21 protein-coding genes are annotated in these 19,967 nt (G+C 66.4%); 10 read left to right on the forward strand and 11 right to left on the reverse strand.

The features are described from left to right. Positions 1 to 1,705 (reverse strand): MMPL family transporter (locus HQ308_RS19960; RefSeq protein ID WP_222647705.1); only part of this gene is annotated, 1,705 nt, incomplete at its 3' end. 526 nt (positions 1,706 to 2,231) lie between these two features. Next, positions 2,232 to 3,431: an IS110 family transposase gene (locus tag HQ308_RS19965; RefSeq protein ID WP_222647599.1), complete on the reverse strand. Its 1,200-nt coding sequence runs from the start codon at positions 3,429 to 3,431 to the stop codon at positions 2,232 to 2,234. A 110-nt stretch (positions 3,432 to 3,541) separates the two neighbouring features. Between HQ308_RS19965 and HQ308_RS23035 the strand changes: the two genes are divergently transcribed. Genes HQ308_RS23035 through HQ308_RS19980 form a run of 3 tightly spaced genes read left to right on the forward strand, consistent with a single transcriptional unit; the run spans position 3,542 to position 4,555 of the window. Next, positions 3,542 to 3,763 (forward strand): hypothetical protein, encoded by a 222-nt coding sequence (locus HQ308_RS23035; protein WP_308115836.1) that lies wholly within the window; start codon positions 3,542 to 3,544, stop codon positions 3,761 to 3,763. 42 nt (positions 3,764 to 3,805) lie between these two features. Beyond that, on the forward strand, positions 3,806 to 3,955 hold the full coding sequence (locus tag HQ308_RS19975; protein WP_222647600.1) for a hypothetical protein: 150 nt from the start codon (positions 3,806 to 3,808) through the stop codon (positions 3,953 to 3,955). Between the two features lie 12 nt (positions 3,956 to 3,967). Beyond that, positions 3,968 to 4,555, forward strand: a complete 588-nt coding sequence (locus tag HQ308_RS19980) for a DnaB-like helicase N-terminal domain-containing protein (protein ID WP_222647601.1) — start codon at positions 3,968 to 3,970, stop codon at positions 4,553 to 4,555. Positions 4,556 to 4,603: 48 nt separating this feature from the next. Here the strand turns inward: HQ308_RS19980 and HQ308_RS19985 are convergent, their stop codons facing one another. Next, positions 4,604 to 5,689, reverse strand: coding sequence for an SHOCT domain-containing protein (locus tag HQ308_RS19985; protein WP_222647602.1), 1,086 nt, complete (start codon positions 5,687 to 5,689; stop codon positions 4,604 to 4,606). Positions 5,690 to 5,725: 36 nt separating this feature from the next. After that, the gene (locus HQ308_RS19990; RefSeq protein ID WP_222647603.1) at positions 5,726 to 6,340 is read right to left on the reverse strand and encodes a hypothetical protein; all 615 of its coding nucleotides are present in this window, start codon (positions 6,338 to 6,340) and stop codon (positions 5,726 to 5,728) included. Between the two features lie 257 nt (positions 6,341 to 6,597). On the opposite strand from HQ308_RS19990, the gene HQ308_RS19995 reads away from it, so the two are divergent. After that, positions 6,598 to 6,903, forward strand: coding sequence for a hypothetical protein (locus HQ308_RS19995; RefSeq protein ID WP_222647604.1), 306 nt, complete (start codon positions 6,598 to 6,600; stop codon positions 6,901 to 6,903). A gap of 29 nt (positions 6,904 to 6,932) precedes the next feature. Here HQ308_RS19995 and HQ308_RS20000 read toward each other — a convergent pair whose 3' ends face one another. Then, positions 6,933 to 7,721, reverse strand: a complete 789-nt coding sequence (locus HQ308_RS20000) for a GAF and ANTAR domain-containing protein (protein WP_222647605.1) — start codon at positions 7,719 to 7,721, stop codon at positions 6,933 to 6,935. Between the two features lie 416 nt (positions 7,722 to 8,137). Here HQ308_RS20000 and HQ308_RS20005 point away from each other — a divergent pair, with 416 nt between their 5' ends. Beyond that, complete coding sequence (locus tag HQ308_RS20005) at positions 8,138 to 8,593, forward strand: hypothetical protein (protein ID WP_222647606.1); 456 nt, start codon at positions 8,138 to 8,140, stop codon at positions 8,591 to 8,593. 276 nt (positions 8,594 to 8,869) lie between these two features. On the opposite strand, the gene HQ308_RS20010 is transcribed toward HQ308_RS20005, so the two are convergent. The 3 genes from HQ308_RS20010 to HQ308_RS20020 form a co-directional block, all read right to left on the reverse strand. After that, positions 8,870 to 9,838: a hypothetical protein gene (locus tag HQ308_RS20010; protein WP_222647607.1), complete on the reverse strand. Its 969-nt coding sequence runs from the start codon at positions 9,836 to 9,838 to the stop codon at positions 8,870 to 8,872. Then, positions 9,835 to 10,251 (reverse strand): hypothetical protein, encoded by a 417-nt coding sequence (locus HQ308_RS20015; protein ID WP_222647608.1) that lies wholly within the window; start codon positions 10,249 to 10,251, stop codon positions 9,835 to 9,837. The genes HQ308_RS20010 and HQ308_RS20015 overlap by 4 nt, the downstream gene beginning before the upstream one ends. A gap of 236 nt (positions 10,252 to 10,487) precedes the next feature. Beyond that, positions 10,488 to 11,792, reverse strand: coding sequence for a hypothetical protein (locus HQ308_RS20020; protein ID WP_222647609.1), 1,305 nt, complete (start codon positions 11,790 to 11,792; stop codon positions 10,488 to 10,490). Positions 11,793 to 12,204: 412 nt separating this feature from the next. Between HQ308_RS20020 and HQ308_RS20025 the strand changes: the two genes are divergently transcribed. From HQ308_RS20025 to HQ308_RS20040, 4 genes are all read left to right on the forward strand, one after another. Next, entirely contained in the window at positions 12,205 to 12,585 is a 381-nt protein-coding gene (locus HQ308_RS20025; protein WP_222647610.1) for a plasmid mobilization relaxosome protein MobC, read from the forward strand. Then, positions 12,582 to 14,405: a relaxase/mobilization nuclease domain-containing protein gene (locus HQ308_RS20030; RefSeq protein ID WP_222647611.1), complete on the forward strand. Its 1,824-nt coding sequence runs from the start codon at positions 12,582 to 12,584 to the stop codon at positions 14,403 to 14,405. The genes HQ308_RS20025 and HQ308_RS20030 overlap by 4 nt, the downstream gene beginning before the upstream one ends. Positions 14,406 to 14,597: 192 nt before the next feature. Further along, entirely contained in the window at positions 14,598 to 15,101 is a 504-nt protein-coding gene (locus HQ308_RS20035; protein ID WP_261776378.1) for a helix-turn-helix domain-containing protein, read from the forward strand. Positions 15,102 to 15,162: 61 nt separating this feature from the next. Beyond that, on the forward strand, positions 15,163 to 15,792 hold the full coding sequence (locus HQ308_RS20040; protein ID WP_222647612.1) for a PIN domain-containing protein: 630 nt from the start codon (positions 15,163 to 15,165) through the stop codon (positions 15,790 to 15,792). 128 nt (positions 15,793 to 15,920) lie between these two features. Here HQ308_RS20040 and HQ308_RS20045 read toward each other — a convergent pair whose 3' ends face one another. The 3 genes from HQ308_RS20045 to HQ308_RS20055 all read right to left on the reverse strand — a co-directional run bounded on the left by HQ308_RS20045 (position 15,921) and on the right by HQ308_RS20055 (position 18,306). Next, positions 15,921 to 17,399 (reverse strand): ThiF family adenylyltransferase, encoded by a 1,479-nt coding sequence (locus HQ308_RS20045; RefSeq protein ID WP_222647613.1) that lies wholly within the window; start codon positions 17,397 to 17,399, stop codon positions 15,921 to 15,923. A 62-nt stretch (positions 17,400 to 17,461) separates the two neighbouring features. Next, positions 17,462 to 17,791: a hypothetical protein gene (locus HQ308_RS20050; protein ID WP_222647614.1), complete on the reverse strand. Its 330-nt coding sequence runs from the start codon at positions 17,789 to 17,791 to the stop codon at positions 17,462 to 17,464. Positions 17,792 to 17,838: 47 nt separating this feature from the next. Beyond that, entirely contained in the window at positions 17,839 to 18,306 is a 468-nt protein-coding gene (locus HQ308_RS20055; RefSeq protein WP_222647615.1) for a hypothetical protein, read from the reverse strand. Positions 18,307 to 18,852: 546 nt separating this feature from the next. Here HQ308_RS20055 and HQ308_RS20060 point away from each other — a divergent pair. After that, positions 18,853 to 19,953, forward strand: coding sequence for an ImmA/IrrE family metallo-endopeptidase (locus tag HQ308_RS20060; protein ID WP_222647616.1), 1,101 nt, complete (start codon positions 18,853 to 18,855; stop codon positions 19,951 to 19,953). Positions 19,954 to 19,967 lie beyond the last annotated feature (14 nt).

Raw genomic sequence — 19,967 nt, forward strand, 5'->3', positions numbered from 1 at the left:
ACACCGGTCCCCACCCGTTCAGGAAGCCCTGCGGAGTGAAGCCGAGCAGCGAGGCGCCGTGCCCGTCCTGGAAGATCAGCTTCGCGACGCCGAACGCGGCGGCGGTGGAGAGCAGGCTGACCGCGGTACCGAGGAAAGCGATCAGGGGTGCTTGCAGTGCGACGAGGAGCAGCACGAACCCGAGGATCAGGATGATCGTGACGACGAGCGGCAGATAGTCGTTCAGGGCCTGCTGCAGGTCGAGGTTCTCCGCGGGTGCGCCGCCGACCAGCGCCGACTCCGGCAGTTCGCCACGGAGGTCGGCAAGAATGGTGCCCATCGACTCGTCGGACGGGTCGACAGCCGGAATCACTTGCAGGAGTGCGTAGCCGGAGCCGTCAGCGGCGGGTTGCGGCGGGGTGACCATCGCGATACCGGGCACCTCCGAAGCGGCAGAGGCCGTGTCGGCGGCGTCGGTCTCGGGGACGACGATCTGCAGTGCGCCGGGGGCGCCGTCACCGAACTGCTGCTGGACGAGGGCGTAGCCCTGCCGCACCGGTGCGTCCTCGGGGACCACGGAGATCGACGGCATCGCGACCTTCAAGCCGAGGACCGGCAGTGCGAGTGCGACGAGGACGCCGATCGAGGCGAGCGCGAACGGCCACGGGTGCTTGTGCAGGAGAGCGCCCCACGCGGCGAACATCGGCGAGCGGTGCTGCTGACGCTTCGCGTAGGGAAGGGACGCGGCGTTGACCTTCGATCCGAGCGCGCCGAGGGCGGCGGGGAGCAGGGTGAGGGTGGCGAGCAGGACGAAGGTGACGGCGAGCATGATGCCGACGGCCATGGTCCGCACCGCGGGGGCGGGGACGATCAGCACGGCGGACAGGCTCACCAGGACGGTGAGCCCGGACAGGACCACGGCCTTGCCGGCGGTGTCCATGGTCTCGGCGACGGCCGCGCGGGGATCGCGGGAGCGCAGGGCGTCGCGGAAGCGGGCGACGAGGAACAGGGCGTAGTCGATGCCGAGTGCGAGGGCGAACATCATGGCGAAGTTCATGGCCCACACCGAGATCGGGGTGATCTCGTTGAGCAGGACCAGCCCGCCGGCGGAGGCGACGAGACCGGCGATGGTCAGCAGCAGGGGTAATCCGGCGGCGACGAGTGAGCCGAACGCGAGAACCATGATGGCGAGGGTGACGGGCCAGGAGATGAGTTCTGCCTGGATCATCGCGTCGTGGTTGGCCTTGTTGAAGTCCGACCACAGCGCCGACGCCCCGGTGGGGTAGACCTCGACGCCGTCGCCGGAGAGTGCGGTGAGCTGGTCCTTGACGTCGTCGACGGCGGTGACCATCTCGTCGGTGGTGCCGTCGGCGCCGGCGATCAGGATGCCGGTGCGCCCGTCGGGGCTGATGGTCATCCCCGGCTGCGGGGGCACGATCTCGCCGAAACGCGGGTCCGCGTTCAGGATGTCGGTCGCGCCGGTGAGCGCGGTGGTCGCTTCCGGGTCCGTCAGCGCACCGGAGTCGCTGTGGACGACGACCTGCACCGCGGCGGAGGAGTTGCCGCCGAAGTGTTCCTCGGCGAGCTCGCGGACCTGGACCGATTCCGATCCGTTCGCCTGCCACCCGGCGCCGGCGAGGGACGAGAACACCGACGGCGCAGCGGATCCGAGGACTATCAGCAGGATCAACCAGGTACCGAAGACCCAGCGGCGGCGGGTGACCATGGCCGCGCCCCACCGGCCGAGGCGGCCGGGGGCGCTGTCGTGGTGGTCGCCGGGCCGGGATTCGGCGACGGTGTCGGGCTGGGACACGGTGGACTCCTATACGGGTGGGGGTATCTGAACGGCCTGGAGCGGCCGCCGTCGAGAACTGAGTGGAGGTGGGCTCAGCGGCGGAACAGCGAACGCAGGCCGCCGGATGGGGGCGGTGCGGACCGGCGGTCACACGTGCAGCGTTGCGACTGCGGGACCGAGGTCATCACGCTGTCGACATGTCGGCCGCAGCCCGACCACGTGGTCTTGCCGCACTGGGGGCACTCGGCGGGACGGCACACGGGGCGCTCCTTCTGAGTTCGATCGCCTGGACGACACCCACCGTGCCATATACGAGGGGGGGTATGCAAGTACCCCAGGGGGTATTGGGGAGGGCCAGGCGTGTTCAATCGACGGAGACGAGCCTGTGGGCGCAGGGCTCTTTCCACCAGTGTGTGTGGACGTCCCGCCGCGACATCGGCCGGTCGACCCGCGGCAGTCAGGCAGCCCGGAGTCGCCCGGGTGCCTCTGGGGTGAAGACGCGGTCATCGCGGATCAGGGCCCACACGACGTCGACCTGTTTGCGCGCCACGGCGAGCAGGGCTTGGGTGTGCACCTTGTTCTGGCCGCGTTTGTGCTGGTAGTACTCGCGTGAGGGACCATCGGTGCTCAGGCTGCCCTGTGCTGCGAGGTAGAACATCCGGCGAAGTCCCCGGTTGTACCGCTTGGGTCGTCGAAGGTTGCCCGTGATGCGGCCGGAGTCGCGAGGAACAGGTACGAGGCCGGCGTACGAGGCGAGGTGGCCGGCGGTGGCAAACCCGTCCAGCGTCCCACCGGTCTCGACGAGGAACTCCGCTCCCAGCCGTGCGCCGATGCCGGGCACGGATTCGAGTGCTCGGGCGTACTTGTGCTGGCGGAACAAATCCTGGATCTGCTCGTCGACTTCTTTGGTCTCGCTGTCGATGGCCAGGAGCCGACCGGCCATCCGCCTGACCAGCGCCGCGGTGACCTCCTCACCGGCGACGACGCATGTTTGCCGTTGCGCGGCAGCGAGCGCGGCGGTGACCACCGTTCTGCGCCGGTCGCTGCGCACACCGAGGCCGGCGAGGTGCGCGTCGAGACCGTCGGCGCCGACCCCGAGTATCGCCCCTGGTGTGCAGAACGTGGACAGCAGCAGTAGGGCCGACCGCCCGAGGAACCGGAGCTCGATCTCAAGGGCGGGAAAGATGCTGTTCAGGAGGCCGCGGAGACGGTTGACGGTGCGCACCCGGTCAGCGATCAGCTCCGCTCGGTAACCGGTGAGATGGCGCAGGTTGAGCACCAGAGGCTCCGGAACCATCACGGTGTCCAAATCGGTTCGTGTGCGGGCGATGTCGGCGATGAGGCGGGCATCCTTGGCGTCGGTCTTGCCTTCGCCGCGGTACGCGGACGCCATGGTGTGCACGACCCGGCCGGGGATGTAGACGACATGTTGCTCGGCCAAGGTGAGGAGCGTGAGGAGCAGCGAGGCCACCGCGCTGGTCAGGTCGACCGCCCACCGCACGTTCGCGGTGCCCACCGACCGGATGAGGTCATCGATGGCAGTCTGATCGTTGTCGACGCGCCGCGACCAGACGACGGTGCCGGCGTGGTCGATCGCGCATGCGTGATGGGTGCGTTTACCGACGTCGATTCCGATCCACAGCTCCACTTCGGCCATCGGTTCTCCTTCTGTCAGTGCGTCGTTCCCGAGGACAGCTCCACCATCAGGTCCCTAATCAGCGACACTGTCGTCGCAGATCTCAATGTGCGGCCAGAGTGTCCAGTCCGGTGGGGCAGCCATTCGCGGGAAGCGACTCGAACTGCACTACGTCCTCTGCTACACCCCACCGTTCCGGGCGTCCGGTCCTGCCGGACCTGCAGCACTTTAGGGACTACGTCCTCGCCCTCGGCTACCTGGCCGCACCCGTCGTCGTCGTCGACGCCGACACCCACTGGAGCGGATACCGGGACGACCGCCTCGCCGAGCTCGTCGCCACCTCAGCAGCCTGACGGCACACCGCACGCCCACCACCGACCCGAAAGAAGATTGTTATGGAGCACTTCGCGTTCGACTACCAGCCCGACCACGACTTCATCGCCGCCCAGATCGACGCGGACCTCGCCGCCGAGACCACCAGCGCCGTCGTCATCCCCGGCCCCTGGAACACCCACCCGACCGCCGACACCACTATCGCCCGGTAAGTCCAGGACGTCATGAGCGCATTACGGGCAGTCCCCGAACCCGAGCAGAACCCGACCGACCCGGTCCTCGACCTCGCACCCGACGTCGCAGATCCCGGCGCCGACGCGAGCGCCGGCCTCGACCCGCGGACCGACCCGGAATCGTTGACCCTCTGCGCGCTCATGTGGTCCCTCGACACTGCCGCCGCCGTCCGCGTCGCCGACGCCCTGGTGCCGGCGGACTTCGCCGAGCCCGCGTACGCGGAACTGTTCACCGTCATCGCCGACCTCGTCACCAGCGGGCAGCCGCACGACCCCGCATCCGTCGCCGCTGTCCTGCACCGAGCCGGGGGAGGGCAGAAGGACGCACCGCTGCGCCGAGCGCTGGCGGATGTCGTCACCGCTGACACCACCGGATCCTCCGCTGCGGTGCACTACGCCGACATCGTGCTCTCCCAGTCCTACCGGCGGAGCTTCCACGTCACCGGGCAGCGGATCGTCCAGGCCGCCGAGCAGGGCCCGGAGGACGAGCTGTTCGACTACATGGTGCAGCTCGGTACCGCTCAGCGGGCAGCGTGGAAGCGGATCAGCACCTTTCGAGCCGGGGGAGCGCACGCCTGAACTACAACGACGCGGCCGACGCTGCGGATTCGGACCACTGTTGTTCGCTCAGGTGTGTTTTGTGATCGCTGCGCGTTTCGCTGCGGCGAATTCATCGCTGTCGAGCACCCCTTGGCTGTGGAGTTCCGCTAAGTTCCGTAGCTCATCGGCCAGTCCGCTCCCGCCGCCGGCACCGCCGCGGGCAGGTTCAGGATGCGGTGCATGGACTGTGATGGTGGGCCGGCTGGACTCCGAGATCTTTCGCTGCAATTCCACCAACAGGGGGAGCGCTTCTTTGTGGAGGTGCCGCGCCAGGGGGAGACAGTTCGACAGGGTCCGTGGGTCGTCTGCAGCTTTGTTGCGGCCGAGTCCGGACGAACGCCAGAAGTCGTGATTGCCCGTGCCCTGGTAGCTCGGGGTGAGTACCTCCAGCACCCCGTTCACCATGCCACCGTTGTATTCGATGTTGGTGATCTGCGAGTAGGGGAACGTCGTGACCCGGCCCCCGCCGAACGATCCGGCCATGATGCTCGCCGTGGCGCTGACCTTGGCGATGATCAGTCGGTCCTCGAACGCGGCGAGGAACCCGTAGCCGCCACCGGAGTTGATGACGAACCACGGCACCTCGGTCGGTGCCGCGTGGGAGCGAACCGTTTCCCATTCCTTGTCTTTCACAGGGTTGCCGATCGTTCTGACGTTGCGGCGTCCGTCCTGCTGGAGCTGCTCGATCCGGGCCGACTCGTCTCTCCGGGCTTCGGCCGCGGCGCGAATGTTCTGCGGGTACCCCGACGCAGCCAGGTGCCCCACGTAGTGCCGGACGAAATCGGCCTCCGCGTCTGAGATCGACCCGAACGACACCTCGCCCCGTTCGAGAGTGCGCACGACCAGGGCCTTGCTCCCGAACTTCTTCACCAGGTCGAAGCTGGCGAACTCGTCGGCATCCACGGCCACCTTGAACCCTTTCGCGGCGACCTCACCACCGAGAAAGCCGACGACACGCGCGTTGGTGATCGCCACACCGTCGATCAACGGCCTCATGCTGTTGGTCTTCGCGAGCGCCCACACCTGCTCACCCGGATGCAGATGCGCACTCAATGCGGAACACCATGCCTGAGCTGTCTTGTCCTTCAACTTGGGCGAAAACTGAGTCGACATCGACATCCTCACGTAACGGCGGGCACTCCGGCTGTTTCATCGCGCCATCGACGATGGGCGTTTCAGCCACGGTATGAGGCCGAAGATGAGCACCAGGCGCCGGCCGTGGGGCGGAGCTGGGCGCGGGTGTCGCCGCCCTCGATCGCCGGCGATCCCTGGTCTTCGTGGCTGTTCGCGTGCCGGGGGCTTGTGAGGGTGGTGCCCGTCGGGTGCGTTGCTGACGATCAGGGTGCGCCGGCGCAACGACTCGGGAAGCGAGGCCCGCCACCGCACGGCCCGGGCGAGGTCGGTACTCGTCCACAGCGCAGTGATCAGTTCGTCGGGTCCGGTGGACGGCGGTGAGCGTAGTTCGACGGTGTACACGTACGGCAGCGGGTCCGCAGTGGTGAACAGTGATTTCCACTGTTCGCGCGGGACGATGACTCCTTCTCGGTTCTCGATGTAGTGCACGTTCGCTCCCCAGGCGGCGCAGTACGCGCGAGCGGCGTCCACCGCCGCCGGCAGGGTGGCAGCAGCCCGGACCACGACCGCGCCGCTGTCGTCGATCAGCCATACCAGGAAATGACCGACCTCGCTGCCGTGTGCGGTGTCCTGGCCGGTGACGTCGAGGAAATCGCAGGAACGCGGTACACGGTGACAGCACCTGGCCATGCCGATCATTCGTACCGAGCCTCTCCGCGGACGAAGTGCCCACCCCCGAGGTCGGTACGACATTGCCTGGAGAACGTTTTCCGCACCCGGTTACGGGCGTGCCGCAGGCGTAGCGTTCTGGACAACGGTGGCGGCCGTCAAGACCGACCACCGTCGACGCTCTGATTCACGCGCACCCACCGACACCAGCCTGCGAAACGCACATTCGAGGATTGCTAGCCTGGCGCTACGGACGCGGGGCTCAGTGGCGGTCGACCGTGCACACAGGAAACCTTCTGGCCCCGCACACATCCCCCAGCACCTCCGGGAGCGCCGCCATCACCCGCATCTACTGGGCTGCCTATGCCCGCTACCTGCGTGAACACGCCGCAGCCGACGCCGCTGCTCGCACCGCCGACACCGGCGAACCCCACACATCCGACCCCATGGTCGTGCGCATCGCCGCACTCTGCGACAGCACCGCCGCGCTGTGCCCCGATCTGCCCAACCCATCCCTGGAAACGCTCGTCACCCGAGCACTCGCCGTCAGACCGGCCGCCAGCACAGTTGTGGTTCGGCCGTAGCCGTCCTTCGTCCGCCGATCATGATCGGTTCATTCGTCGAGACGAGCAACGAATTGCGTCGCCACCTCATGGGTCGGCTCACCGGTCGATCGGGCGTGGTCGTCGAGGATCCGCCGGGCTCGGTCGATACTCACGTCGCGTTCGACCATCACCGCGCCGACGGCGATGCTGATCACGCGGCGCTGCTCGATCACAGTCCGCAACGAATCCACCGATTGTTCGAGGTCGTGTTGGACGCCGAGAGTTCTCAGTGCTGCGTCCACGTAGTCGACCAGCACGTCGATCACGTCGGCCTCGTACCGGTCCTCAGGTGACGGCAGTGGGTCGTCGGTGCAGTACAGGTTCAAAGTGCCGACGGCGCGGCCGTCGACGCTGATCGGGGCGGCGCGAAATCGCACCACAGCGGTGCCGTCGGCGATCTCGGCCAGCGCCGGCCACAGCCGCCGGGCGTCGGTCAGGGTCAGGTGAACGTGGGCGCGGCGGCGCATCGCCCGCAGGCACGGTCCGTCGTCGAGAATGTACTGCACGGCGTCGAGGGCGAAGACGACGTCGTCGGTGGGGGAGACGGTGAACGGTTCCCCGCCGCTGCGGGCGGTGATCCCGGCATGTCCGACACCGGGGAGCATCGCCACGGCGGCCGCGGCGGCGATGTCCATCACCGCCAGTAGATCCGCATCGTCGGACACAGGTATCGATATCGACGAGACCAGCGTGTCGAGCGCAGTGCCGTTCATGGCGTGAGCGCGGCGGAAATGGTTCGTGCGGCGGACCTGCGCCAGCAGATCGGCGTGACCTTCGCCCGGCCCGTCGTCGCTCATGGCGAACGCCTCTCGATCGAGGAGGGTTACCGGAGCACGGCCTCGTCGAAGGGCGGTGAACCGAGCGGAGGTGGGTCTCCGGCGTCCTGTGTCGAGACCCTACCGCCGCTGATGCGACTCAGTCAGAGAACTCGCCCTTCATCCGTCGACCGCACCGTGTGTCTCCGAGGTGAATGACCGCGAACGTTGCCGTGCGGCCATCAGCTGCCGAACAGCTTCGCCGCGTCAGGACGTCACCTGTCCGCCGGTGCTGCTCTGGCCGCGTGCGCGGTCGCGGTAGCCGCGGTGGGCGGCGTGTTCGGTGGTGATGACTCGACACCTTCCGATCCTTCCGATCCGGCAGCGCTGTCCGGTGAGGAGAGAACACGGACCGGAGGACGAGCGACATCGGTGACGATCGGGCACGGTAGACAGCGATGACCAAACATTTTCCGACACCACTGCCACCGCAATGGTTCGACACCACCGATCAGCCCGCTGACGAGCGCTCCGGCGGCCACGTGGTTCCGCCGTGCCAGCGTGACCCCGCCTCGTGGGACGTTGACCAGTCCACCGCCGCCGCCCTCGGTGTCTCAGCGACGCGATGCGTGACGTTGTGTCCGGTGATCGGGGCGTGCCGTGCACGCGTCGACGAGCTCCGCAGCAGAAGTGCCCGGTCGGGGGTGGGTGTGCGCGAGTTGGCGGGGATGGTGTGGGCCGGTCACGTCTACGACCGGGACGGAGTGCGCGTCGACCTGGCATCCGCAGGATTACGAGTCGGGCCCGTCGCGCACCACGACTCCCGCCATGTCACCGCCGACGGCCGCATCTTCGACGGACATACCGGCAGATGGGTGCCCGGGCTCGCACCCGCCGACACACGGCACAGCTGACACCGGCACGCGCGACGGCCGCTCCGTCAGGTTCGACGTGGGGGTGCGTGCGGTGTGGAAGGCCCTGCCGGGTGGGGAGGGGTCACTCGTACACCCGGCAGGGCCGGACCGAACCACCACCTCACCAACGGGGAGGAGGCCAACGGCGGCAGTCCGGCGAACATGCGTGAACACCGCCCCCGACCACGTCGACCGCGATGACGATCCGGACCGACGACACGGCGGCGCCCACACCAGAAAGGTAAACCAACCGGGTCGTCATCGCCCGGTGAGCGGTCACGACTGCGCCGCGGCAGCAGAGATGCGGTCCCGGTAACTGCGCCGCGCGGCGCGTTCCGCCGCGATGAACGCCTCGACGTCGACACCGCCGTCCGCCGACCGGTGCGGGAACGCGCCGGGCACGTACCCGCACCCGGGCAGCGGGGCGAGCGCGAACGCGTGGTCGTAGATCGGTTCGAGGTCCCCGTCGTCGAAGAACTCCGTCTCCTGCGTCGACACCACCACCGGCACCGACTCCCGCAGTCCCATCCGGCGGGCCTTCTCCGTCGCGGCGGCGGTCCAGGCGGTCATGTAGGTGCGGGTGTCCCTCGCGTACAACTCGTGCACCGCTGCCAGCTCCGCTTCCAGTGCCGCGCGCTGGTCGGCCGAAAGATCGTCCGGGTGCAGCTCGGTCCGGATGTCGGTGCGGTCCCGCTGCCACAGCTGCTCGATCCCGTAGTCGACGAGTTGCTGGTCCCACGTCTCGAGGTAGAGCACGACCGGCACCGTCCGCTTCGCCAGCGGCACCTGTGGGTCGGTCCCGAACGCCGCCAGTGCGGCGACGTGCTGCGCCGACTCCGACTGCGGGGACGCCGCCAACAGAGTGTCGGTGCCGCCGACGTTCGCCGCCGCCGACGCGGCCGCGAGCTCCAACACCGCGGCGACATCCACGCTCCGGGTCTGCGCGATGCGGGTGAGGACGGAAGAGATCGCGTGCGCCGCCTGGTCGAGGTGGTCGAGGTCCGCGAGCACCGACGAGGTGCTGCCCACGATGTTGCGGGTGGGTCGTGTCGGGCTTTCGCCGTCGATGGTGACGAGTTGGATCATCACGTTGTCGACCCCACGGTAGGGGAGCGTCTGCATCTGCTGTGCGATGAACTCGTGGGCGCCGGCGTCGTCGACGAACACCCCGTGCGCCAGCGGTGTGCGGCCGGGTTCCCCAGCAGGGGTGAGCCGCCACACCGTCGTTTCGACTGCGTCGCTCATGCCGCGCTCGACTCGTCGACAGCGGTCCGCGCGGCGTCGTCTGTCGTCTCGACGGCGGGAGCGGTGGTGTCCCGGGGCCGGCCGGACGCGGTGTCGGCGCCACGTCCGCGACCGCCGGTGGTGCGGGCGGCGCGCTTGCTGGGGCGGGCGACGGAGTCCGGGACGGACAGACCCGCTTTACGGAGCTCGGTAACGGTCCACCCGCCAGCAACTGCGGCGCGGAACGCGGCGGTCTCGGCGGCCGCGAGCGCCGCCTCCCGTGCTTGCGCCGCCCGGACTTCGTCAGCGGCGGCGGCGCGGTCGTTCTGCGCGGTGACGATGGTGTCGATGTGGGCAAGGCGGTCGTTCAGCGCGGCCTGTGCGGCGGCGCGGACAGCGGACGGGTCGACAGGAGTAACGGAGGTGACAGACATGATGCGGGCCTTTCGGGGGCGGTCAGTCCGGGTGGGTCACCGCGAGTCCGCGTGCTACGCACGCGACTGCTCGACTCACCCATGGAGGGGGACTGACCGGGGCGGCCCGCACGGCGTCCCGATCGCCTACAACTCTAAAAGATGCCGTAGCAACGGTCCACCTAGAGCCACCCAGGCCACCGCTGGAACCGAATCGACGGCACAGAGCCGATACACCGCCGTCGCCCTTCGGGTTGCTAGGAAGTCTGGCTCCCCTGCGCGGCGTTCCAAGTACCAGTGACGGTTTCAGCTCTCACGGGCAGTTGAAGTGAACCCTCGAAGAGTCCTGAAACGCCTGCCGCGCTCGCAGCCCACGTGACTGCGATGGACTCTCCTTCAGTCGTCTCCGGCAGATATAGAACGACATCAGGAGCGTTCAGCTTCCAAGGTGTCTTCGGGGGAAGCTTGTCGAGCTGGACCGTGACAACAAGTGAATTCTGATCGTTCTCCCACGTGACCGGATAGCCCTTTGGGTGCAGGTTGGTGAACGTGCCGGAGTCGAGTAGCGAGTCGATGGGGTTGACGTTGCGGGGAGCTCCCATGCGAGGCGAGTGTCCGGGCAGAGGTCGGATCATCGTCCCGAGATCGAATGCTCGACCGACCCGGGGTGGGACGCCGATGACGCCCTCGAATCGAAGGTCGATGCGTACCGATGTGAGGTACGTGTCCGCGAGTTGTTCCAGTTCCATCGTCAAGGTCGGCCAGCCCCACCCCGCGAGATACTGCAGGGAGGATTCCCACTTGATGCGGACAGCCTGGGCCCACTCATCGAGCGACGTTCGCAGACCGAGTTCGGTGATCTGATTGTTGTCGCTGAGCGGCAGTACTGCCTCACTCTGAGCTGCTCTGAACTCGCCCATCGCCGTGTCGGTCGCTGACTTGATATACCCCTCGCGCGCCGTGTCGCCGTCGGTGAAGTAGCCGACAGATGGTCCAACGTCGACGCGAAGGTCTATGGGAGAGTCGGAGTGTGGAGGCTCGTTCACGTGGACGCTGGATCGGTCACGGGAGAACTCGGCAATGTCGAGTTCGATCGCGCGTCGCACCAGGTCTTGGAAGTTGGCCGGTGTGTCGAATTGGCTCCACAAGCCCTCCTTGAGCCCGCGCCGGAATTTCTCGAGTTTGTCCCACTGATCCCGCGGCTCTTCGTCCCTCAGGTCGGGCCGGTCCTCGTCGGCGTTGACGAAGTAGATATGCAACCGGGTGCCGTCCTTCATGGATCGGTCGATCTCCTCGGCGGTCCCGGATTCTGCACGAGGTGTGGCGGTTCCGAATCGATGACGGAATACGGAGATGACGATGTCAGCGTCGTCGACCAGCTGTTCGTTGATGACGCTTTGACCGTCTTTCCCCTGCGCGAACAGCGACACAGAATCGGTCGAGTAATGCTTGGGGATCAGGACGTACTCCGAGTTCTTGGCTCTTGAACTGTTCCAGTCATGCACCGCGGCGACGCCGGCCGCCACTAGTTCGGAAGTGTCACCGGGGCCGGTGAACAACACGGACAGCGCGGTGCAAGCGAACGGCATCGGTCCAGTATCCCCGGCCTGGGTTCGAGCGGTTGCCCCCCGCCGTGGACCGACCGTGTTCCTCGTGTGGATGCCCGAGATTTCTCGGTCGCTGCGCTCGATCTCAGGCACCCACAGTCGGGGTCGGGCCCACCACCGGGGACAACCGCCGGCCGCGCTGCACTCGCGGCCCGGTGCGGAACTCGCTGCGCTCGTCCTGGGGCACGACGGCGACCCGCTCCGCACGCTCCACGGCCCGCCGTCGTGCCCCAGGCGGAGCAAGCTATTACTTGGGTGCCCTAAACCTGGCGGTTTCAGCGGGCCCCTGCCACACTGGGCGTGTGGGTCCCCGGTCGGGGTCGCTGCGCTGGGCATTCGGGACGGTTCGAGACGTGAGGAGCGGGTGGTGAGCGAGAGCAGAGCGGGGTGGCTGCGCAGCCGGCAGTCCAACGTCGTCGGCGGCCGAGTGCACCGGCATGTGGTGAAGCTGACCGACGAGCAGGAACTCGCCGTGCAGGCCGCTGCTCGAGTGCAGGGTGTGACGGTGGCGCGGTTGCTGGCGGACTCGGCGCTCAAGGCTCCGCGGGCGTCTGTTTCGCGTGAGGATCTGACGGAGCTGTTCGCTGTCACCAAGCTCATCGCGGCGCTCGGCCGTAATGTCAACCAGCTCGCGAAGGTCGCCAATGCGACGGGGGAGTTGGCGCCGGAGACGGAGGCGACGCTGGCGTCGGTGCTCCGTGTCTTCGACCGGATCCGCACTCTGCCGCGGGAGCTGACCGGCACGTGATCCCGAACATCACGCGCGGCGCGAAAATGACGGGACTGGTGTCGTACCTCGCCGGTCCCGGCAGGTCGAACGAGCACGAGAACCCGCACATCGTCGCCGGCCACGAGAGCGTGATTCTGCGTGCACCGACCGGAGAGCTGTCGCACGCCGAGGCAATCGAGCTGGCGCACGAAATCGACACAGCTCGGGTCGTGTTCGGCACCGAGGTCTCGTACACGAACCGCCGCCGGATGAACGCGGCGATCGACGATGGCACGCCCCGGTCGGTGGCGCTCGCCGACGCCACCAGTGACCGCAACGTCTGGCACTGCTCGCTCTCGCTCAACCCCGACGAGGGGGAGTTGTCGGACGAGAAGTGGGGCGCGATCGCGGGCGACTTCATGCGCGAGATGGGCTTCGACGACCCGGAGTCTCCCCGCCCGTCTGCGCGGTGGGTGGCGATCCGGCACGGCAAGACCACCGCGGGCGGCGACCACATCCACATCGCCGCATCCGCCGTCCGCGAGGACGGCACGAAGGTCGACACCTTCAACGACTTCAAACGCGCACAGGCCGCGTGCAACGCCCTCGAACGCACCCACGGATTGGTGGTGCTGACGTCCCGTGAGAACGACCGCGGCACCCGCGGTGTCAAGCCGGCGGAAGCAGCTCGCGCCACCCGCACTGGGGCGTCGGAGACGTCGCGGGCACTGTTGGAGCGCAGGGTGCGCGCGTGCGCGACAGCGTCGAAGACCGAAGCGGAGTTCGTGCGCAGACTGCGCGCCCAGAAGGTGCTCATGCGCCCCCGCTACGACACCGGAACCACCGGCACCGTCGTCGGATACTCGGTCGCCACCACACCCACGGCCGCCGAGCGAGCCGCCGGTACAAAGCCCGTCTGGTACGGCGGCGGACGGTTGGCGAAAGACCTGACCCTGCCGCGACTGCGCGACGAATGGGACACCACCGGAACCGCGCCGCAGGACGCGGCAGCGGAGTGGTCGGCCGCCCGCCGGGGTACTGCGGTGACCATCACCACCGGGCGCGAACGCACACCGCTCGACCCGGAACTGATTGCGCGCGCAGCGGAAGACATCGGCAAGTGGAACACCTACCTGACGTCGATCCCGATTGAGGACACCGCACAGTGGGCGCGCGCAGCCGGACGCACCGCCGGTGTGTTCGCTGCATGGTCAGCGCGCACCGAGCCGACACCGGGACCGTTGGCGAAAGCGGCAGCGGCGCTGGCGCAGTCCGCGCAGATCCCGGCGTACCAACGCATCACGCCTGATCCGGAACGGAGGCATGCGGGCGGTGCTGCGTTGATCATGATGCAGGCGGCGCTCGCGACCCGCGGCGGTGCCGCCGCGAACGCACTGCTGCTGCGCCAGATGATGCGGACGATGGAAGCGTTCGCCGACGCCGAACGTGCCGCCGGCCATGCCCACCAGGCGCACACCCTGACGCTCGTGCGGGAACGAGAACTGACCACGCTGCACGAACGCCTACTCGTTCGAGTCGGCTCTGATGATGCCCATTCCGGTGGTGCGCCGACTCGGGTGACGCGGCGCATTGCCATGCCACCCGAGGCGGGGGAGATCGACAGAGCGGCTCGACGCGCCGCAGGCGAAGATATCCCGCAGCCACCGGCCGCGCGTCGAACCGTCATCAACGATCTGCCCGCAGAGGAACGAGACGAGTTATTGGCAATGCTCGAACGGGGCCGGGCGCAGGCAGTGGATGAACGGCGCGTGCGCAGGGGAGTGGCGGGCGACGGCGCTCACGGAGCCGGCACTTCACTGTCTGATCAAGAGCGTGACCAGGGTGAGCCGGAACGCTAGCGGAGTCCCACAACGTTCACGACGTGCAGGGCACTGATGTTGGTCGGCGAGCGTGTGGACAACACGCAGTTGGCAGGTGGAGGGGCCCTGAACATGAGTGGCTCGCCCCCGCCCGTTGTGCTTCGGCCCCGCGTTCTATCAAGACCCGGAGCGCGGACGCTCCAAATAAGCATTGCACTTATAAGTGCAACCATGTATCTTCGGGTCATCGACAAAAACGAGCTAGGAAGGGCGCAGATGAGTACCGCACTTGAACGTGATGACCGGACTGTTCTGTCCCTGAACGAGCACGAGGTCGAGCAGGCGAAACAGTTCACCAGCAGTGTTCCGGCGGCTATCGGCGGCGTCTTGGTCAGCGATCTAGATGACCGAGGTCATCAGACGCCCATGCCGACCGAGCTCGCTGCGATCGTTCGGCAGGTCCTGGAGGTTGTCAGCCGCGGCGGCACGGTGACGGTCGGAAGTGTCCCGAAAGAGTTGACGACCACGGCGGCTGCAAAGCTCCTCGGGGTGTCACGGCCCACTCTGATGAAACTCATCTCTCAGGGCGACATCCCGAGCCACAAAGTTCGTTCTCACACCCGCGTCTTGAGCGAGGACATCATGGATTACAGAGACGGTCAGAGGCAAGCCCGGTTGGCTGCGTTCGAAGAGATGCGTGACCTCGAAGACGAGCTCGGACTCGAAGAAAACTGACGCAGCTCGACACACTCCAACCGCCAAGCCCCATCCCTCCCGTACTTGTACAGTCCTCACCATGAGCATGGGTACGGGAGGAATGGGCGTTCTCGTCGATGCCAATATTCTTCTGTCCAGAACTCTCCGTGACTGGACTCTGCTGCTCTCCTGGCTGCCGAAGCCGAGTGGGATGTACGACGTGATGTGGACCGAGGATGTCATCACCGAGTACACGTATCACCGTCGTAAGAAGCTCCCCTTCGCCTCCGACCGGCAGTTGACCGATGTTCGTCGCAAGCTGTTCGACATGTTCCCGGCCGGCCTCATCTCAGACTTCGAGATTGATCCAACAGCCGCTTACAAGGACCCTCACGATGCTCACTTACATGGTGCAGCCATCCATGGCGACGCCGACATAATTCTGACGCAGAACGTCAAAGACGTTCAGTTTGCGGATGATCTGCCATATGAGGTCTACACGGCTGACGACTTCTTCCTGCTGATCGACGACTCGTCGCCCGGAACCGTCCGCGAGGTCCTTGAGTATCAGCTGACGCACTGGGTCCGGCAAAAGAACAAGCATCCTGAGCTGGACCATCCGACGCTCCCTAAACGCCTCGAGAAGGCAGGAGCCCCTGGCTTCGCGGACCGGGTTCTGAGTCACATCAGACAAACGGAATTCTCCATTCCGCGGTTGGGCGCGAGCTAGCGAGTGCCTCGACGAGCGTGCCGACAGTTACCGAAGTCCCGGAGGGAGTAGGGGTACCAGCCGCTGGCGTCGACGAGCATGTCCAGGACATTGGCGGCGACGATCGGCTGTTTGGGGACGGCTGCGCTTCACACCAATCGAGAGGTCACGTTCTGCAGTGTGCGGTGCGCTGCGTCGAGCACCCGCAGCCGCAGTGAGTGTTTTACCTCGTTGCGTTCGCTGACGATGCGGCGCCATTCGGTCTGAGGTTTGGTCAACGTTGGACGATGGTCTGCGGTGGCGGTCTCGGACTCGTAGCTGCAGTATTTCCCGGTCTTCGCCTCGGAATGTTCGAGGCGGTGAGGTGCGAGGAGGTAGCGCAGCGGTGCGGGGACACCGCGCCCGCCTGGGTGTGCGACGAGGCTCACGAATTGGGCTAGTAGTGCGGCGCTGACGCTGGCGGAGAGAGCTGCAACGTTCTGGCCGGCAGGTGTCTGCCTGCCGGACTCGGCGATGTAGGTGGGATCGTCGAGTAGGCCCTGCATGTCGAGACTGAGGTCGCCGAGGTCGAGTTGTCCCAGACACACCATGCAGGGGCGCTCAGGTACGAGAGTGTGGGCGCGCCAGATGCCGCCCCGTAGCCTGCCGTCCGCGAAGGTGTCGAGGGCGATGCCGCCGTCGATTACGGGGATCAGGTCGGCGTAGGCGGTCTGGTTGAGAACGGCGCGCGGCCAGGGCCGGTCGACGCAAGAGAAAATCAGGTCGTAGTCCAAGGCGGCTCGAAGCCCGGTGGGATCGGTGATGTCTACCTCATGCACGACGGGATGAAAGTTGTTGCCGGTGGCTGCCGAAGTCATGAGACGCGCGGCGACGGCGACTTTTGCTCGGCCCAGGTCGGCGTCGAGTCGCGTGGCGCCAATCATGCGATCCAGATTGACGGGCTCGACGGCGTCGAAGTCCATGACGCCGACTTCGAGTAGCCCGGTTGCGGCAAGGCGTTGCGCGACGTCAAGACCAACGCTGCCGGTGCCGACGACCAGAACACGCAAGCGGGCGATCGAGGCCTGTGCGGAGTCGCCCCACGCCGAGATGGTGCGCTGCTGTGACGCGGTCGGCTGAGGCGCAGGCATCAGAGCGTCGTTCCACGTCACGGTCAATCTGTCCGATACGCAGCGCACCGACTCCGCCCAGCTTGGGCGGATGCCGTCGAACCAGAACCGAGCTGACCATCCGGCGTCGCGGCCTGCGAGGGTCATGCCGAGCAACGGCATCTTCGTGTAAGCGCGCGCGACACGTTCGTAATCGGCTTCGGTGTCGTGGTCGGTGATGCTGAGGCCCTGCCATCCGCGGCCACGGGGATGGGAGTGCAGCAGCACCAATCCTTCACCGCGCGTGCGGGCCTCGGCTGCTGCGCGCAGGACGTAGGCACTGGTGAACGAGGCGTTGCCGTGCACCAGCCGTTCACCGTCCCGCGGCGGGATCACGGTCTGCACCACGGCAGTCGTGCGCCGCACACCGGTGGACAATAGATAGGTGGCGGCGAGGACGTCTTCCTGCCCATCGTCACGGACCAGGTGCTCGAGCATTGCCGCATGTACTGCGCCCGTTATAGCGACCGAATATCGCATTGCGTGATCCTTCTTTGCAGAGTCCGTCTTGCTGTTCTGTTCCGTGGGTTTTCAGTCGTGGGCTAAGCCGCGGGCGAAACTGCCAGCGACAGCAAACCGCGAACGTGACTCAGCCATGCCTGGGCCGGAGGGATCGAGGTGTCGGTGAACGCAAACTCACGGGAATGCCGCCGCCATCCGGGTGGGCAGTCAGTGGTGTCGCTGTTGGTTGTCTCGAACACCACGGCGTCGGGAAGATGCACCCAATGCGGCGGCGCCTGCGGCCAGGCTTGCACCTCCGCCAGGCTGACACCGGTCGCCACCCACTGTCCGGCCCATGCGCCGCCGACGGCGAGGACGTCGAACAGCAGGCGTCCATGCTCGGCGCGCACCGTCGCCCCAACGGCGGTCATGTCATCAGCGAACCGGCGCGCAGGAGAACCAGGTGGCGGCAGATCCATCACGCGACAGGCCCGGCTTGCTTGGCGGTGACGAACTCGTCCCCGTGGTGGATGGTCACCACCTGGTCGCCGCTGAAGACTTCGGGATTTCCGGCAGCGTTGACGCGAGCCAGGTCGTACTTGGTCGGGTCAACTCCGGCCAGCCGCAGCAACGCAGCAGCGGTTTGGTCGTCGTCCCAACTGGTGTGGCGTTCGCCGTCGATGGTGAAGCGCACCTTCCGCCGGGTGCGGAATAGTCCGCCGTCGCGCAGGTTGACGATCTGCACGTCTTCGATGTGCGTCTCGACACCGTGCTTGTCGACGACGAAGAGGTCGAATTCTCTCGGGTCACGACCCGCGAGACGCACCAGGGATGCGGCGTCCTGGTCGTCGTCGGCGGTATCGAACTCGGCGTCGTCGATGGTGACGGTAATGAGCTCAGGCCGCCGCGAGTCCCGCTTCCGCTGGTTGTCCTGAAGATCTGTCATCGCTGTTTCCTCCTGGAACGCTTCGGCGAACTCCCGTACGAACTCCGCCCCACTGCCGAGGCACCTCCGGTTTCCGGCTGTGCTCGACAAGATGACACTAGCACAACGGCCGATCACCCAAGGGGTGATGAGTCACAGTCGAGTATCTGGAGACGTTGTGCGTCGGATACCTGTCGCATGGCGGTAGGTTCGAAGACGGCATTCAAGTTATCGGCCAATGGGTGATGGGGAAGAGGCGATGGAACAGGACTACCTGGACGAGGGGTTGCGCCGCCTCGCCACGGATCCAGGTTTCCGACCGGCGGGTTGGAGTGACCTCGAGATCAGGGATTTTCGATGCCTCATTCAGTGCGCACGAGCCGCCTACGTCGAAACCGACCTGCGGAACATGCGCTCGCTGCGTATCGAACCCCACGGTTCCGGTGACCCCAGGCGGGCCCGGGCGACGTTGGGTTCGGGCCGCGTTATTGACCTCACGTTCGAGTACTCCGGGAACCACGTTGCTGTGGTCTTCGGGGTCGCGACAGTAGAGATGGAACCCCAGCGATGAGCAACACCGCACACGACGACTTGCTACCGATCGACCAGACACCTGTCGGCGAACTCTTGGGCAGGGAGCTGGAGTCTCGTGGATGGTCCCAGGCCGACTTCGCGACCGTGATCGACCGCCCGACCCAATTCGTATCCGAGATCGTCACCGGAAAGAAGGAGATAACTCGGGAGTCGGCCGCTCAGATTGGTGCTGCCCTCGGGCAGTCGCCGGAGTTCTGGCTGAGGCTGCAGGACCAGTACCTTTTGGCCCGGCAAGCGACGAATAAGGCGACGCAGGCGAAACTTGGCGATGTACGCCGCCGGGCTCGGCTGAATGAGCTCGCGCCCATTCAAATTTTGCAGAAAAGAAAGATACTGACGGGTTCTACTCTGGACGAGCTGGAAGCTGAGGTGTCAAGCCTGTTCGGACTCACCTCCATAGATTCTCAGCCCGAGATCGCAGCAGCGGCCAAACGCGCGAACGCCGGCGAAGGCATCACCATGCTGCAGCAAGCTTGGCTCGCCTGCGTGCGCAAACAAGCCAGAACGCTACCTCCCCAGGGGGAGTACTCGCCCGAAATGCTGGCCAAGCTCGCCGCGTCCCTTCCTCGGTTGGTGAGAACAGCGGAGGACTTCGCGGCGCTGCCTGAGCGACTGCGCGACGCCGGCGTCCGGCTGGTGTACGTCGAAGCGCTACCCGGCGCCAAAATCGACGGGTGCGCGATGTTCGTAGATGGCTACCCCGTCATAGGAGTATCTGGGCGCGGCAAGCGCCTCGACAAAGTTTTGTTCACCTTGCTCCATGAGATAGCACATATTCTCCGCGGACACGTCGACGACGGCCCGATTGTCGAAGATTTGGACGACAGTCACGCACAAGAGTCGAACCGGGAAAGGGAAGCCAACGACAGCGCCGGCACATGGATATTTCCGGGCGGGCACCCGGTGGTTCCCTCACGAATCAATGCGCCGTGGGTCGAACAGACTGCGACAAAACTCGGCCTCGCGCGTATCGTGCTGATTGGTCAATTGCAGAAACGGGGCCGATTGGACTGGCGGACGACACTGGCCAAAAATGCCCCGTCAGTCAGCGATGTCCTCCCACGCTGGGAATAGCCATAGTTTTTCAC

Source organism: Rhodococcus sp. BP-241, from assembly GCF_019836145.1.
In the GTDB taxonomy this organism is placed as follows: domain Bacteria; phylum Actinomycetota; class Actinomycetes; order Mycobacteriales; family Mycobacteriaceae; genus Rhodococcoides.